Raw genomic sequence first — 16,579 nt, 5'->3', positions numbered from 1 at the left:
ACGTGTGATAGTGGCACTATGTATGATTAAATAATGAAACATCAAAATGAGTTGATTTATATAAAGTTAATTATATAGATAAGTATAAGATAATTTTAGTTACAGTTTTAACGTTGGTTTATTTTTTGCATGTTATACATTGTCTATTAAAAGACCGATGTTTTGCCCCAATGATGTTCCATGATGTAGCAAGAATGAGGTGATAAAATGATAAGAACAGTCAATTATTCAACAGCAGATAAGGTCATCCTTCGCCAAAAAGGCTGGAAATGGTTTAGTGTTATTTTAGCTGTACAAATGCTGATTATTCTCAGTGCGTATTTAATTGCATAGCTAAAGAAACGAGTACGTTTTCTGATTGATAATTTTAAATGCTAATGACAAAAGCCACTTTATTGTGGTTTTTGTGCATTAAAGATCTTTCATGAATCAAAAAATGATCATGTGGAGTGAATTATATTAGTATTGAGAGTTCCTTCTCCCTATGGGAGAAGGTTAGGATGAGGGTGCTTTTATGTTGATTTATGGTTTTAAAAAGGGCTTATGAAAGAAGTCTATTATGAATTTTTATAATTTTTTGTTCATAAAAATAAATGACCTAATCGTGACTTTAGAGTCCTTATAAAGCTTATTGCTTTCACAAACGACTGCTGGAAAATAATCTATGAAACAGTTTCAGAATATAAATAAAATAAGTTTACTAATCGTCGGTTTGATTTCTACACAATTGGTAAATGCTCAGAATATTCACATAGATACACTTATCGATACTAAAGCGATCAATTGTGATGCAATTTTTCAACATCCTGAAAGTAAAATAGCTGTTCTTTTGCAAGATTTTAGTCGTGATGGGCAGAAAAATGTAAAGCTGAATAAATCTAAACAGACGATGATTATTGGAAATAATACATATTATGGCGTGCAAGGTTATCGCTATTATAAAACTGCACACACTGAACAGGATGATTTAGCAGTAGATCGTCATGTTTTTGGATCACAACTGATCAAAATTGCCTTACAAAAACATAAATCGGGTAAAACTCAATCCAATGGCTACTATTTTGTATTTAAGGGTACACCGACAACGGTGCTTTATCATTTACGTAAGGTTGTGGGTGATAATTGGAATATTGAGAACGCTTTAGATGAAACACCACAAGGAAACTCAAAATTGAGCTGTGGCTATACAAGGTAAATGAATGAATAGATATATATTTCTAATACCAATACTGATTTCACTTAGCGCATGTTATCCATATATAGAAAAAACCATACCTGAAATTGAAGTAACTGTAAAAGATTCTGAAGGGAAATTGCTGGATCTTGCTTATGTCGTTTTAACGACGACAGTTAAAGAGGGTAAAACGATCAAAAACTACAAGACCCAATATACTAAAAATGGCAAAGCGTATTTTGATGTTAATAGATCTTTTGCACTGAATATGGGGTTGGAGAGAAAATATACATGGTCGCTCTGTGTATCTAAACAAGGCTATAAAAAGCAATATTATAGTATTTCAGATAAAAGTATTTTTGATATACATTTAGAAAGTTTGGAAGATCCAAAAGTGAATCAAAAATGCCAGAACAATAAACTTAGAATAAGGTGACTATAATTTCCCATATGTTAAAATTAATTTAGAAAAATCAAAAATTTTTTAAATAGATAAGATTATGAAAAGAAACATATTTCTAGTACCAATCCTTATTTTTTTAACTAGCTGTTATCCGATATATAAAACACAGAAGCCTCAAGTGACTGTGACTGTTCTAAATGAGCAGGGAGTAGCAATTCCTGATGTAAAAGTCGTGTTAGTAACGGCAGTACATCCTGCAAAAATAGATGATCAATATGATGAAAAGTTCACAAATAAATTGGGGATAGTGAATTTTAAAAAACGGGCCGAATGGAAAGTTGAAAGCTTAATGATTCATGGGGGGCAAGTTTACGATTGGAATGTATGCCTTGCAAAAGATGGTTATTTAACCCAAGAGTTTATTAAGATAGCTTCAGATTCAAAAATTAAAATAATATTGCTCAAAGGAAACAATCCATCAAGAGAGTTTCCTTATTTTTGTTAATTAATTAGAGAAAATCACAATTAATTTATAATAAAAATATCAAAATTACGGCTGTGTTGAACATGATATTGATTTTGCAACGGATCTAATTTTAAATCTCCAGCTTTTGCAAAGACGACCAATTTTTGCTTAGATTTAATTGCTTGGTTAAATTGTGAAAACTTCCAAAGATACTGCGCTTTGTTGGCTTCAAAAAGTAAGCCATCTTTAAGTTCAAGCGAGGAACTATCAGTATTTACTTTTGCCCAATCTTTTACAACATAAACAGGATTTTTGAGATTCAATAAGAAAGGAACATCATAGAAATAATTATCATAAAAAACGATAGGTAGATTCTTTGGAATATCTTGAACAAAACTAACCTGATTTGAGTTAGATTTAACATCAAAGAATTGCACGCTACTACTTGCCATACTACATAGCAGCATCATACAAGCAACAATAAAGGTGAAAAAATCAATTTTATGTTTTTTAAACAAGACGATTAAGATACCGCAGAGAATCATCACAATTCCTGCAACTGCGAAAATTTGATTTTTCTCAGCGGAGTAAAAGCCAATATCTCGATGCATGGTAAATGGGGCAACGACTAAGCTACTCGCCAATACAAATAGTAATGTTGGAAGTGCATAAACTTGGAACTTGCTCAATTTATTTTCTTCAATGATTCGATTTGTCATAAGTGCGAAAATCATTGTAAATGGGGCAATTGAGGGTAAAATATAACCTGCAAGTTTCGATGGTGGGATCGAGAAGAACAACAAAACGGACAACGCCCACCAGACGAGTAAACTAAAAATAGGTTGGGTTGTTTGTGCGCGAATGGCGTTGCTCGAAAATTTGAAGCCATTAGCGAGTATGATTGGTAAAAAATTCACAAACAGTAAGGCAGCATAAAAATACCAACCTTGTTTATTATTAAATTCGCTAGAGTTAAATCGACTAAATTGTTGCTCAATAAAAAAGTAGTGTAAAAAGTTTGGATAATGTTGTTGAACGATAAATACCCAAGGCAAAGCAATTAGCGCAAATAATAAGAGACCAAACGGGTTTAAAACTGCTGGGATTTTTTTCCATTGTCCTATGTAAATCATCCAAGGAAGAATAACCATTCCTGGAATCAGTACACCAATTAATCCTTTACTTAAAAATGCACATGCACATGCAAAATAACCGAGGAATAAAATATTTCTTTTACCACTGAGGATGAAATCTGCAAAGCAAAATACTGTTAAGCTAATCCAAGATGCAACTAATATGTCATGATTAATGTATTCAGCACAGCCATAAAATAATAACCCAGTTGCTAAAATAGCAGTCGAAATTTGGGCAATTCTTTCATTCACATGTTTCTTAGTAAAAACGAATAAACTGACCAACATGATAATGCCAGCAAATGCAGGAACTAGACGAGCAACCCAAACATGTGAACCAAATATTTCCATTAAACTTGCTGTTAACCAGTGTAGTAAGGGTGGTTTATGCATAAATGGAATACCATTTAATCGTGGTATTAACCAATCACCACTTTCATACATCCAGCGGCTAATATCCCCATAACGTCCTTCATCTGGTACAGACATTGGGCGAATAAAAACAGAGATGAGTAACCAAAGTGATAAGCAAATCAGCAAAGTTTTAGATGAACGAAAAATAGGTTTCATGGCGCTTATCCTGAAAATTTAAAAGCAAAAAACTTGCTTAAAAAAAATGTAAAAATTGCTGTAATCACAATAGTTAAAATGATAAGAGTTGATAAATTTTCAGCATGGAAAAAATGCTGGGTCGTGAGTAGGAATGCTTCGTTAAAGATAAAACCTAGACAAGCAACAAGTAAAAATTTGGGTAATACATGTATATGTCGAGTTTTTTGCGCATTGAAGGTAATAATGCGATGCCCAAAGTAGCTCACCCAAAATGCAATGCTGAACGCGATTAAATTCTCTAATGCCAGTGTTATCGCTGTGAGGTGGATAAGCAGCATTAACACCAAATAATGTGTTAATGCTGCAGCGCCACCAACGATACAAAACTTTGAAAACACATAAATATTTGAATTAACCATATTTTTAAAAGATTTTATTTTTATTAGAAGATGTGTAATGAAGGTACTTCGTATTGGAGTATTTATTGGAAACAATATAACGAGGTCGATCTTTTGTTTCCGTATAAATTCGGCTGATATATTCCCCCAATATTCCAATAAATAATAATTGAATACCGCCCAATAAGCTGATTTCAACAATTAATGTTGCCCAACCTGGGACTTTTATACCTTCGGCTAAAGTCTCAAAAATAATATAGAAGCCATAAGAAACCGAACAAAGTGCCAACAAAGCTCCAAATGCGATACACGCTCTTAAAGGAAGATTAGAAAATCCTGTAAGTCCTGAAAGGGCAAGGTTAAATAAAGCCTTGAAGTTAAAGCTTGATTGACCATTTTTTCTTTCTAACTCAGAGAAGTGAATACCAATTGATTTAAAGCCGACCCACGCATATAAACCTTTCATATAACGGTTTTTCTCGGGAAGTGTTTTAATCGCTTCTACGACTTTTTCATCTAATAAGCGGAAATCGCCTGCATTTTCAGGAATAACGACTTCTGAACTTAAATTGAGAATTCTATAATAAACATATGTAAATAAACGTTTTAGCCCAGATTCAGTATTTCTATTGCGAATTCCATAAACCATGTCATAACCATTTTTCCAAAGATTGATCATGGTGGGAATAGCATCAAGAGGATGCTGGAAATCAGCATCGATCATTAAGGTTAGATTCCCCGTTGTATGATCTAGCCCTGCACTTAAGGCGGCTTCTTTACCAAAATTTCGTGACAGTTCTAAAATTTTAAGCGGATAGCGATCCAACATACTTTCAAGCACGGTCATGGTATTGTCTTTGCTACCATCATCAATCACGATGATTTCAAAGGAAACTTTTTGCTGTTCCAATGTTGCTGCAAGAGCTGGAATAAATGTTTTTAAATTTTCTGCCTCATTATATGCAGGCACAACACATGAAATAAATGGTTCTAATCTATTCATAGCATTTCTACTCATAGCATTTGGCCTATTGGTTGGAGTTCAATATTGAAAGTTTTACAATCCCGAAAAAATTGTTCAGAGTTGAAATATTGGTACTCATCAATACGAGCATCTTGGATTTCATCAAATTCTTTTGGTTGAGCAGCAGCAGGGTGGCACATGATCAATAACCCATTTTGAGCGGATTTTAGCCATTCATAATTCAGTGCAGCATAATTTTCATTCTTGAAATCATAAATTCCAGCAAAATAAGTATTCGTTTTGAAATGATTTTTTTGATTAAGTTTTAGTGTCTTTTTAGCACCAAGATATTCTAATGTTTTGCTTTTGAATTGATATTTTTGAACAGAAATGGTGTGATCTAGATTGCGAATCCACCCGTTAAAGTTTTTTTCTTTTAATACATCGATTAAAACTTCACGAATGACAGGAAATTGGTGGATATGTTGGTGTCCATCTACAAAATTTGGCTGTGTACCAAGTGCTTCAACAAAAAGTTCCCATTGCTGAATAATGCTTGTTCTTATTTTTTCTTTATTTAAAGTTCTTGACCATGCTCTTAACATGAGTTCATTAAGTGGATAATAAAGGAAGTTGCTATGCTCAAAATAATGGGTAAAGTTAAGATGTAAACCAATTTCAATTGGATGATTTATCTCCGCTTTAAGCGCACGTAATTTATTTGCTTGTTTATGCCAAATTGGTGATTGGGTCATACATGATGTTGCTTGCAAGGCATTTTTTTTAAGAAGTACACATACGGCATGACTGATTTCATCATTCAATGCAAAATCATCAGCACAATAACAAATCATTTTCATGTGTAGCACTTCCAATTGTTTATAGTGATTGAAAATTAAACAAAATTGTATTCCACATGTTCTTAGAACATATTGGACTGCTACTATTAAAAAAATGACTTAAAATAACCTGAATCGGAACTTAAAACGTTTTAAGCAAGAGAAGCCTAATCAATTGTTATAATCTATGTTTATGAAATTTATAAAAATATTAAAATAATTATTTATCTGCAGTTTAAGCAAGTATATGCATTTATTTTGTAAGTAAATTTACCGCTTAAATTTTGATAACTATAGCGTATAAAAAAACCACCCGAAGGTGGTTTCTCTGATCTTAAAAATTAATGTGTGGCATCAAAATTATAAGATTTTTGTTTTTCAGTATCGAATTTGCCTTCCCATTTACTAATCACGAGAACAGCGAGTGCATTACCAATCACATTTAATACAGTACGAGCCATATCTAAAATACGGTCAATACCCGCAATAAATGCTAAGCCTTCTAGTGGGATACCCACGCTGCCTAAAGTTGCCAATAGAACCACGAAAGACACACCAGGAACGCCTGCGATACCCTTAGAGGTAATCATCAGGGTCAAGACCAAAACAAGCTGTTGAGTGATGGTTAAATCAATACCGTAAAGTTGTGCAATAAAGATAGCAGCAATACTTTGATAGAGTGTTGAACCATCTAAGTTAAATGAATAACCGATAGGAACAACAAAACTGGTAATTGATTTTGGCGCACCATAAGCTTCCATTTTTTCCATCATACGTGGTAAAACGGTTTCAGAGCTTGCAGTGGAGTAGGCAAGAATAAGTTCATCTTTTAAGATTTTGATAATTGTCCAGATACTGAAACCACAGAATCTAGCCACAAAACCAAGCACAATAAAGATAAAGAACAGAATTGCCCCATAAACTAAAACAGCAAGTTTAATTAATGGTAATAATGAACTAAAACCAAAGTTTGCTACAGTCGCAGCGATCAAACCGAATACACCAAATGGTGCAAACATCATGATCATGTGAGTTACTTTGAACATTGTTTCAGAAACAGCTTTTAACACGTCAATTAACGGTTGCTTGGTTTCTTTAGACAATGAACCTAGACCAATACCGAAAATCACTGCAAAGAAAATAATCGGCAACATGTGCCCATCACCCATTGCAGCAAAAATATTCGGTGGGATAAGTGAAAGAACTGTATTCACTAAGCCATGAGCTTCATGGCTGACTTCCTGTGTCGTTTCTTTATATTGCGAAATATCAGAGGTTGTCAGTGTAGACATATCAATGCCTGCACCAGGTTGGAATACATTGGCAGCAACTAAGCCTACAATAATTGCAACTGTCGTAATAATCTCAAAATAAACAATGGTTTTTAACCCAAGTTTACCGACACTTTTACTGTCACCCGCATTGGCAATTCCTAAAATCAGCATGGAAAGCACAAGTGGAATTACAATCATTTTGATCAGATTAATGAAAATCTTACCCAATGGTTGTAAAAAGTTTGCAATGATGTCACCGCGAATTTCAGGTGCGTTGTGCAAAAAAGCACCAACAAGAATACCTAAGAAGAGCGCAATAACAATTTGCCAAGCGAGGCTAATTCTCATTTTCTTCATACTGAGCCCTTAAAATTCAGATTTTGGCGAAAAGGAAAACTCTATCAAAAAAACACAAAAGAAATCCCGCTAAAGCATGTGGGTGCCTTAGGGTGGGAGATTCTGAGTATTCAGAGTATTTCGAAAATGGCCTATTCTGACGCTATTTGCGTCAGCAATACTAACTTTTTTATCAAAAACGCGTTCAAATGATTAAAAATAGTTCAGTTTGATTAAAATATTCGATTTTATTGTTAATTTTAATTCATTATATAAATTAAATTTCACACAACTATTCTTATTTTTTATATGTTTGCGTTAGGCGTATATATGCCCATATCATCAAAATTCCTGTTAAGCATACGAGATAAATTAACTTAGGAATAACCACCTGAATTGGTACACCCATTTGATTTAACTGAATAAATAAATTAATCCCTTGAGTGGACGGGAAGAGGTGAGCAAAATACTGCATCCAAGTTGGCATTGCTTGCAGGGGCCAAGCTGCACCTGAAAGTAAAAACAATGGAATTGAGGTGAAAACGATCAGATGTCCAGCACGTTCTGAAATATCTAGATAGCTGGCTAAAAGCATTGCCATTGCAATCACGCAACTAATAAAAATCGGAACGGAAAACAGCATGCCCCAGAAATTGCCGCCTCTCGGGTAATCATTGATCCAGTAAGTGAAACCAAATAGATAATAGCAGCCGAGGCAACCAATCGTGAGTGCTGCTAGATAGATTCCAAAAAACTCAGCGGTTGTGGCTCGCCATCGTCGTTCACGATACCCCGCAATCAACATGCACAGACCTAGAACAATAGTCTGGTGAATGATCAGCGGTGCAATTGCAGGAAAGATATAACTGCCATATCCTGAAAGTGTGTTAAACAACGGGATTTGATGGATCGGAAGCGCGACTTGGAAATGTGAAATTTTGCCAAACCTTTCGGCTTGTTCTGCAACCGCATTTTCAATTGCAGTGGCTAAGCCTAAACCAATCTGTTTGGTTTTAAGAAAATAAGCACTACTGAGATATAAACCAATACCACCAGCCTCACCTCGAACCACACTATTGGATAGGTTCTCTGGTAATAACAAAATACCATCGGCTTTTTGCTCTTGAACCATCCGTTTTGCTTGTTCAAAATTTCCAGTAATTTCAGTAATTTTTACATTGGGACTTTTGCCAACTTCAGTAATGATGGTATTGCTCAGATAGCTTTGTTCTTCATCTACAATAATAATCGGCAAACTTTCAGCCGTTTGCGCTTTATAGGCTGTAGGATAAAAAATGCTATAAAAAAATACTGAAAGCACCATGGTGGTCAAAATAGACGAGTTTTTCCCAATATTTTTAAAAGTGTCTACATAGTATCGAGCGAGTTTTTTAAAGAATTTAATCATGTTTTGCTCCCTTTAAATTTTTATTGAGGAGTAAACTTGATAATGCAAAATAGAAAATACAATATGCGGCAAGGATAGCTAAAGGAACCATCGAAATAAAACTAGGACTGCCAACAACCCATTGTTCAGTTTGTAATTTCGCATAAGGTGTATAAGGAATAATATTGGCCCAAAATTTGGTAAAAATTGGTGCATTATTTAAGGGAAGCGTTACGCCTGCAAAACTCAGCGAGGAGCCACCATAGACTGCAATAAATCCAAAAGTTTTAGATAAATTTCTAGTTGCGAGAACGACGGTACTACTGATCAGTGCATAGGCTGAATAAAGTAAGAACTGTCCAAGTAAAATCATCCATAGACTGCCAGCAATGAACCAACCGCGGATCACCACCAGCCAAAACAGCCATACCCAAGTCCAAAAACAGAAAATTAACACATAGACCATATTTTTTGCCAAAAGTGCATTCAATACAGATTTGTCTTGGACCCATTGATTTAAGGTGTCATATTTCAATTCTTGACCCACTGCAAAAGCCATACAACAACACAGCAATAAGTGCAAAATTGCTGGAATCATAAAGGGTTCTAAGTAGAACTCATAACTGAGATTTGGATTGAACAGGGGAGAAATTTTTATATTTGCGGTGGAAAGTTCAGCATAAGGAATTTTATTTTCAAAATATGAATTTTTGGCAAAATCAGCAATGGCTTCAACTGTAGAGAGAAGCATTGCTGAAGAAATTCCATTACCAATACTAAAATAGGACTGATTAAAAGCAATACTGATCTGTGCATCTTGTGCTTGAACCATGCGTTGTTCAGCACCCGCTGGAATATGCACATATCCCCAAATCTTGGTCTGATTGAGCAGATGCTCAACTTCATTGGGATTGTCTGATACTGTGTAGATTGAAAGCGTATGATTATGACTAAGATACTTTTCTATATTGCGACTTAGTTCACTTTGATCTTGATCAATAATCGCAATCGGTAAATGTTCAGCTTTTCCTGCATAAAACATACTACTGAATAAAATAATCACAAAGAGCGGGGCAAGTGTGACTAAGCATAAATCCCATTTATGCTTGAGCAAATATTGAAGCTCTCTTAACATGCCCGCCCACATGTTTATTGGCTCTCTTTTAATTTAAAGATCACACTCATGCCTACTTTTAATTCAGGCACGGCTTCAGTGGGTGTAAGCTTGACTTTAAAACTACGAATATCATATCCACCTGTCTGACGTGTGGTTTTAATAGTTGCAAACTCACCTTCAGCATCTATATTTTTGATGTTAAATGACACTGTTCTATTGAGTGCGGGTATAAAACCATCTAAGCTTTTTGCTTGATAAACTTGGGTGTATTGATCTTCACGGACATTTAAACTGACCCAATTTTCTTCATCTTGAATAATACTCACAACAGGGACACCAATAGCCACCAGTTCTGAGGGTTTACCATAAGTTTTAGATACAGTGCCGTTTACAGGAGAATATAGTTTGGTTTCTGCCTCTAAAGCATTGGCTTCCGCAACAGCGGCTTTTGCAATTTCGACTTGTGCATCAGCCCCAGATTTTTGTTCAGCGGTACTGCCACGTTTTGCACGCGCATATTGCTGGTAAGCGGCTTCACTCATTTGAGTGGCTGATTGCGCAGCGGCATGCATTTCATCACGGCGTTGACGTGAAATTACCCCTTGTGCAAAGAGGTTAGCACCACGTTGATAGGTCGTTTTTGCAAGATTTTCTTGCGCTTTTACACTTTGCCAATTGGCATATAAGGTATCAATATTTTCTTGTTGAGAACCTCTGTCTGCCGTCGATTGTAAAGCTAAGGCGGATTGTAAACTTGCCAGTGCTTGTTGTTTTTTGGCAGCAATTTCTGGACTACTTAGGGTAACTAACAATTGTCCTTTTTCAATTTTTTGACCATCGCTGACAAAGATGCCTTCTATCCGACTTGGAACTTTAGTGCTGACATGTAATGTTTCAGCCTCAACACGTCCTTGAACATCGACTGTTTTAGGTTGATAACTTTTCCATAGACCAAATGCAATCAATCCCAATAATAGAATTAAAATTATTGCGCCAATGACCAGAATTGTTTTCTTTTTAGAAGGTTTTTGATCATCGTTGATGTTTGTCGCAGCACTTTGTTCCTGTGCTGAGTCTCTGATTGATGTTTCTTTTTCAGCTTCAATTTGATCGGCTGTAGGTTGTTGTGCTACAGCTGTATCAGATAAAGCTGTTGGATCTGAATTGTTTTGTGTATTCATTTCAGGATGAACTAAATTTTCATTTGATGAAATATCTGAGTTTGCATCAGCTTGCGAAGTTGAAGATGAATCATTTTGTCCATTGTGATGGTCATGCTGTTTTGTCATTTTATGCTCCATCTTAACGAATATAATCTGTATTAGTTTGATTGACGTAGTCTTTAAATTGTTCAATAGAACCATGGCTTTGTAGCAAAGTTGCTAGAGAGAGTACGTATTTATAGGCATTGAGTGCTTTTTCTGTTTTGAGTAGGCTGAGTTGATTCTGTGCATCGATGACTTGAGTGGCGGTGCCCATATCTTCTTTAAATGATAATTGTTGGATTCTTAAATTCTCTAACACTGCTTGTTCATTTTGTTGCAGTAATTGATTGGACTGCTGTGCTGTGGCGAGTTCACTATAGGATTTGTAGATAATATTCTCAATCTCTTGTTGGGTGCGCGCTGTCATAAGCTCTGTTGCATATCTTTGTAATTCAGCGGCTTGGACATTTTTGTTTTTATCAATCCCTGAAAATAGGTTGTAGCGAGCAGCAACACCCACAATCCAGTTTTGGTTTTGATCTAAACTATATTCCCCAAACGCAAAAAGGGTTGGTTTTTTTGCAGCGCTCTGTATTTTGACATTCTGATTGGCAAGCTGCGTATCCATTTGCATTTTTCGAACTAGGCTTGAAGTTTCAGGATAAGAAGCAAGGAGTTGGTTGAGTGATTGGCTTTGCTGACGATTGACAAATAAGGGTGTCGTCAGTTGATCAATTTTGGATTTATGCAATAAATTTTGAAGTTGGAACTGACTGGCTTGTAAATTTGCCGAAGCATTTTGTTCTGAACGTTGGGCATTATTGCGCGCAACTTCAAATTGCATGCGCTGTCCTTTGCTAATAAATCCCTGTTTTTCAAGTTTGAGTGAATTGTCATAGTGTTGTTGCATTGCACTCAAATTGAATTGACTGGCATTGAACAGCTGTTGTTGTAATTGCACATTAAAATACGCCTGAATCACTTCAAAACGTTGTGTATCTTGCTGTTGTTTAGTATCGAGTTGACTACGTTCAACTTTTAAATTGGCAATTTGTTTTGTTGTCGAGGTAATTCCTCCAGTATAAATTGGCATCATCACAGAAACTGTAGGGCGAACAACCTCATCTTCAAGGACAACATTGGCCGTATCTGGTATTAAGCCAATACCACTACGAATTCCTTGGTTTAACCCTTGTTTTAAAGGATCTGTGATATTCGATGGAATGTTCTGTTCAGATTGCCATTGATCAACCCGATCATTCACCCCTTGTGAAAGCGTCTGTTCCAGATTATTTTTGACCCCGTTTAGCGGAATATCTGTTTCAGTATGAAACTTATAGGCACGTACATTTAAATCGATGCGAGGTAGACCAATATTTTTGACAGCCTCTGCTTGAAGTTTAGATGCTTGATTGAGTGCTTGATTGGCTTGGGTGGTATAAGAATTTTCAAGTAAATATTGTTCTGCTTGTACATAGCTTAGATTTTCAGCAAAGGTGACAGATACAAAGGCCGTATTTAAGGCTGCAAAACTGCTTACTTGTATCAATTTTGATAATGCTTTAAGTGAATAGCAAGTTTTAAATTTCATCTGAAAAATCATCAGCATTTGTTTAAATTTGAGACTATTCTAACCTTGAATGACTAGAATAAATAATCTAAATGTATACTTTAATATGTGTGGTTTTTGTAGTTTCGATCATCAGTATAAACCCGATTAAATTATAATCAAAACTATGATAATTCAATCAATAAATTGAATCTCAAAATATATCTAGGGAGAATAAAAATGGCAAGAATTACCGTTGAGTCCGTGGTCACAGCACCAATTGAATTGGTTTGGGATATTTATAATAATCCTGAGGATATACAGCAATGGAATACCGCTTCAGCGGATTGGCACACAGTTAACTCTAAAAATGATTTACGTGTGGGTGGTCAATTTTCAAATCGTATGGAAGCCAAAGATGGCAGTATGGGCTTTGATTTTGCGGGTACGTATACTGAAATTATTCCCCATAAAAAAATTGCCTATTCTTTTGGTGAGCGAAATGCTGAAGTTCACTTTACACAGAAAAATGATGCTGTTGTGGTGAGAATTAGTTTTGATCCTGAAACAATCTACCCGATTGAGCAACAGCAAGCAGGTTGGCAAGCAATTTTAGATAATTTTGCACGCTATGTAGAAAATAAAAGCTAGTTCTGCACAAACGTACAATACAAAACATTTCCACAGACTTACTTTGATCTTCTGAAATTCATTTAGATCAAAGTTGAGTGTTGTTGTGGAAATCTTTCTTTATACCTTGAGTGTGATGTATAGCCCCGGTCCTGTAAATTTCATTGGATTGAATTCAGGACTGCTTGGGCAGCTTAAACAATCCATCAGTTTTTTCATTGGGGTGGGTTGTGCAATGTTATTTCTATTTCTGACTTTGGGCTATGTTGGTGAGGCTGTTATTCCTCACCACTGGCTACACTATATTTCTTTGGTCGGAGCGGTGTATACCTTTTATATGGCTGTTAAAATGTTGACAGCCTATTTAGAAAGTACTGACAAAGCCGAACATCAACTGAGCTTCTTAAATGGTTTCTTAATTCAATTGTTTAATCCTAAAGGGATTCTGGTTATTTTACCCGTCACGACAATTATGTATCCTGCTGCTAAAATTACAGGCGTGATGATTTTCGTTGTATCTTTGATCATTTCAATGGGTGCTGCTGGAGCGCCATTTGTATATGCTTTGGCGGGCAGGTTTTTAGGAGATAAAATTTCTGATCCTAAATGGTTTAATTATTTAAATAAAATTATGGCAATCATGCTGATTGTTACAGGGCTTGGAATGCTACGCGATTTTATTATAGGAATGCATTTGCTGTGATGAAGCACCAGTTTGAAATGAATCTGTATGCATTTTACGCCTAAGGCAAGTGATTGATCTTTTTCCAATGCGCAGGGCTGAGCCCAAACGCTTGTTTAAAATGTCGGGTCATATGGCTTTGATCATAAAATCCAGCATCTGTTGCCGCCGCAACCAAAGAAGCCCCTTTGATTAAATTGATTTTAACTTTTTCCAGCCTGCGCATGGTTAAATAACGATGTGGGCTGGTTCCAAACAATAAACGAAAGTCGCGTGACAAACTCCAACGGTCGCGTCCAATATTTTTTTCTAAATCATCCAAGCTGATATTTCGTTCAGATACAGCATGAATAAATTCTCGAGCTTGTTCTGCTGCATGATAATCAAAACTCAACCGTTGTGATAATGGTTGAACAGAAATTTCATTTAAAGCCATGGCCAGATCATACAGCGCATCTTCTTCTTCCAAAACTTCCATATGATTTTCGATGCTTTGTAGAAAAGTATTGGTGGCTTTAAATAATCGAGGATCTGTGCTGATCCCGTGTTGGATAAAGGGGAGAGGTTTACCCTTTAAAATAGATTGAATTTTTGCAGGTTCTATATACACCATACGATAGCGGAAACCATCTTGAGTACCTGATTCACCATCATGTTTTTCATCAGGATGCAGCACCATGGTCATACCTTGCTGGCTATGTTGCATGACACCTTGATAATGAAAACTTTGAACGCCTGAAAGTGTGCGACCAATGGCATAGGTATCATGCCGGTGCGGTTCATAGGCATGATCATTAAAAAATGCTTCGATACGTTCAAATCGATCTGTTTCCGATGCTGTGCGAATCCAATCCTGATGATTTGATGCTGGCATTGAACATCTACCAATGAATAAAGTTTAAGCTGGATAAATTATAACTGAGTTCAGCTGATAAATTGAGTTTTCTATTGGTATATGGTTATGCGTAACGAATGTTCTAGTCTTGCGCGGTCAGCTAGAAAAGCAGGTCGGTAACAAGTCATTGTTTTAGCGTTGTGTTTAAAAATATCAATGAGCAGTCTAGCGACAATATTTTGCTTCTCTCAATATCGATAGTTAATTGAATTATCAACTCTAAATCTCTAAACATATTGAAATATTGACTGACAAAGCTACTGCATGAAAGGTCGATTTGTGGTTAAATGCGCCTATTTCATTCGTTTCACTTTTAAAAGGGAAAAATCATGCGCGCGTACAATTTCTGTGCTGGTCCTGCTGCATTACCTACCGCCGTTTTAGAAAAAGCTCAGGCTGAGTTATTGGATTGGCATGGTAAAGGCTTATCCATCATGGAAATGAGCCATCGTAGCAAAGACTATGTGGCTGTCGCTGAAAAAGCAGAAGCAGATTTACGTAAATTGATGAACATTCCAGAGAACTATAAAGTATTGTTCTTACAAGGTGGTGCATCACTTCAGTTTTCTGCAATTCCACTCAATTTATTGGGTAAAAATTCTAAAGCTGATTATATTCATACTGGGATTTGGTCAGAAAAAGCCACTCAAGAAGCGCAACGTTATGGCGATATCAATATCGTTGAAGCGGCAACAAGCATCAATGGAAAGCTTGCAATTTCTGAGCAAAGTACATGGAACTTGTCAGACGATGCGGCTTATGTCCATTATGCTGAAAATGAAACAATTGGCGGTATTCAATTTGCCAATATTCCAGAAACAGATAAACCTTTAGTTTCTGATTTTTCATCAAGTATTTTATCTGCACCATTAGACGTATCTAAGTTTGGTTTGATCTATGCTGGAGCACAAAAGAATATTGGTCCAGCAGGTTTAACCCTTGTGATCGTGCGTGATGATTTATTGGATCAAGCAAAATCTGAAATTCCAAGCTTGTTAAAATATGGTTCACAAGCAAAGAATGATTCTATGGTGAATACGCCAGCAACTTATGCTTGGTATTTGTCTGGTTTGGTTTTTGAATGGTTACTTGAGCAGGGGGGTGTAGACGCAATGTATAAAACCAACCTTGAAAAATCTAAATTGCTATATGGTTATATTGATTCTAGTGATTTTTATAATAACCCGATCGCACTTCCAAACCGTTCAATCATGAATGTACCGTTTACTTTAGCAGATGAAGCACTGGATAAATTATTCTTGAAAGAAGCTGAAGAAAATCATTTGCTCAATCTTGCTGGTCATCGTTCAGTGGGTGGTATGCGAGCAAGTATTTATAACGCTGTACCTTTGGAAGGCGTACAAGCACTTGTCAACTTTATGGATGACTTTGCTCAACGTAACGGCTAATCTCACTTCAAAACATTTAAATGATTTGTTGTAGTTGAACAGGACCTTAATTTTTCCTTTGATTGAATAAACAGGGGAGGGGAAATTAGGGACTGTAGACATAAAAAAATCCCTCCAGAGTGAGGGATTTTTTTATGTGAGATAAATGTCGTAAAACATTAAGTCG

The 16,579-nt window shown here is 35.9% G+C and carries 17 protein-coding genes; 7 read left to right on the top strand and 10 right to left on the bottom strand.

Translation table 11 applies throughout. The features are described 5' to 3' along the window. Nucleotides 1-207: 207 nt before the first annotated feature. The 4 genes from ACZ5QH_RS14155 (at nt 208) to ACZ5QH_RS14140 (ending at nt 2,082) form a co-directional block, all read left to right on the top strand. Complete coding sequence (locus tag ACZ5QH_RS14155; RefSeq protein WP_004822645.1) at nt 208-333, top strand: KGW motif small protein; 126 nt, start codon at nt 208-210, stop codon at nt 331-333. A gap of 331 nt (nt 334-664) precedes the next feature. Further along, complete coding sequence (locus ACZ5QH_RS14150; protein ID WP_034613650.1) at nt 665-1,195, top strand: hypothetical protein; 531 nt, start codon at nt 665-667, stop codon at nt 1,193-1,195. A gap of 4 nt (nt 1,196-1,199) precedes the next feature. Further along, nucleotides 1,200-1,610 (top strand): hypothetical protein, encoded by a 411-nt coding sequence (locus ACZ5QH_RS14145; RefSeq protein WP_303577837.1) that lies wholly within the window; start codon nt 1,200-1,202, stop codon nt 1,608-1,610. Nucleotides 1,611-1,755: 145 nt separating this feature from the next. Next, nucleotides 1,756-2,082: a hypothetical protein gene (locus tag ACZ5QH_RS14140; protein WP_303577836.1), complete on the top strand. Its 327-nt coding sequence runs from the start codon at nt 1,756-1,758 to the stop codon at nt 2,080-2,082. Between the two features lie 20 nt (nt 2,083-2,102). On the opposite strand, the gene ACZ5QH_RS14135 is transcribed toward ACZ5QH_RS14140, so the two are convergent. The 9 genes from ACZ5QH_RS14135 to ACZ5QH_RS14095 all read right to left on the bottom strand — a co-directional run bounded on the left by ACZ5QH_RS14135 (nt 2,103) and on the right by ACZ5QH_RS14095 (nt 12,839). After that, a complete protein-coding gene (locus tag ACZ5QH_RS14135) occupies nt 2,103-3,746 on the bottom strand; it encodes an ArnT family glycosyltransferase (RefSeq protein WP_303577835.1) in 1,644 nt (547 codons plus the stop codon). 5 nt (nt 3,747-3,751) lie between these two features. Next, nucleotides 3,752-4,147, bottom strand: a complete 396-nt coding sequence (locus tag ACZ5QH_RS14130; protein WP_303577834.1) for a GtrA family protein — start codon at nt 4,145-4,147, stop codon at nt 3,752-3,754. 4 nt (nt 4,148-4,151) lie between these two features. Then, nucleotides 4,152-5,129: a glycosyltransferase family 2 protein gene (locus tag ACZ5QH_RS14125; protein ID WP_035371022.1), complete on the bottom strand. Its 978-nt coding sequence runs from the start codon at nt 5,127-5,129 to the stop codon at nt 4,152-4,154. Between the two features lie 11 nt (nt 5,130-5,140). Then, complete coding sequence (locus ACZ5QH_RS14120; RefSeq protein WP_034613644.1) at nt 5,141-5,950, bottom strand: ChbG/HpnK family deacetylase; 810 nt, start codon at nt 5,948-5,950, stop codon at nt 5,141-5,143. A gap of 320 nt (nt 5,951-6,270) precedes the next feature. Further along, a complete protein-coding gene (gene gltP / locus ACZ5QH_RS14115) occupies nt 6,271-7,560 on the bottom strand; it encodes a glutamate/aspartate:proton symporter GltP (protein WP_004822623.1) in 1,290 nt (429 codons plus the stop codon). Between the two features lie 277 nt (nt 7,561-7,837). Then, nucleotides 7,838-8,947 (bottom strand): ABC transporter permease, encoded by a 1,110-nt coding sequence (locus ACZ5QH_RS14110; RefSeq protein ID WP_303577832.1) that lies wholly within the window; start codon nt 8,945-8,947, stop codon nt 7,838-7,840. Then, on the bottom strand, nt 8,940-10,073 hold the full coding sequence (locus ACZ5QH_RS14105) for an ABC transporter permease (protein WP_303577831.1): 1,134 nt from the start codon (nt 10,071-10,073) through the stop codon (nt 8,940-8,942). Before ACZ5QH_RS14105 ends, ACZ5QH_RS14110 begins: the two co-directional genes overlap by 8 nt. A 2-nt stretch (nt 10,074-10,075) precedes the next feature. Next, complete coding sequence (locus ACZ5QH_RS14100) at nt 10,076-11,332, bottom strand: HlyD family secretion protein (RefSeq protein WP_303577830.1); 1,257 nt, start codon at nt 11,330-11,332, stop codon at nt 10,076-10,078. Between the two features lie 13 nt (nt 11,333-11,345). After that, nucleotides 11,346-12,839 (bottom strand): TolC family protein, encoded by a 1,494-nt coding sequence (locus tag ACZ5QH_RS14095; RefSeq protein WP_303577829.1) that lies wholly within the window; start codon nt 12,837-12,839, stop codon nt 11,346-11,348. 198 nt (nt 12,840-13,037) lie between these two features. Between ACZ5QH_RS14095 and ACZ5QH_RS14090 the strand changes: the two genes are divergently transcribed. Together ACZ5QH_RS14090 and ACZ5QH_RS14085 are read left to right on the top strand one after the other, a co-directional pair. Beyond that, nucleotides 13,038-13,448: an SRPBCC domain-containing protein gene (locus ACZ5QH_RS14090; protein ID WP_303577828.1), complete on the top strand. Its 411-nt coding sequence runs from the start codon at nt 13,038-13,040 to the stop codon at nt 13,446-13,448. An 85-nt stretch (nt 13,449-13,533) separates the two neighbouring features. Continuing rightward, a complete protein-coding gene (locus ACZ5QH_RS14085) occupies nt 13,534-14,130 on the top strand; it encodes a LysE family translocator (protein WP_303577827.1) in 597 nt (198 codons plus the stop codon). Between the two features lie 40 nt (nt 14,131-14,170). Here ACZ5QH_RS14085 and ACZ5QH_RS14080 read toward each other — a convergent pair whose 3' ends face one another. Next, nucleotides 14,171-14,983, bottom strand: coding sequence for an AraC family transcriptional regulator (locus ACZ5QH_RS14080; protein ID WP_303577826.1), 813 nt, complete (start codon nt 14,981-14,983; stop codon nt 14,171-14,173). A gap of 350 nt (nt 14,984-15,333) precedes the next feature. On the opposite strand from ACZ5QH_RS14080, the gene serC reads away from it, so the two are divergent. Beyond that, on the top strand, nt 15,334-16,413 hold the full coding sequence (gene serC, locus ACZ5QH_RS14075) for a 3-phosphoserine/phosphohydroxythreonine transaminase (RefSeq protein WP_303577825.1): 1,080 nt from the start codon (nt 15,334-15,336) through the stop codon (nt 16,411-16,413). Nucleotides 16,414-16,579 lie beyond the last annotated feature (166 nt).

The organism is Acinetobacter sp. Ac8, assembly GCF_055392545.1.
This window is presented reverse-complemented; position numbering and strand designations above follow the sequence as displayed.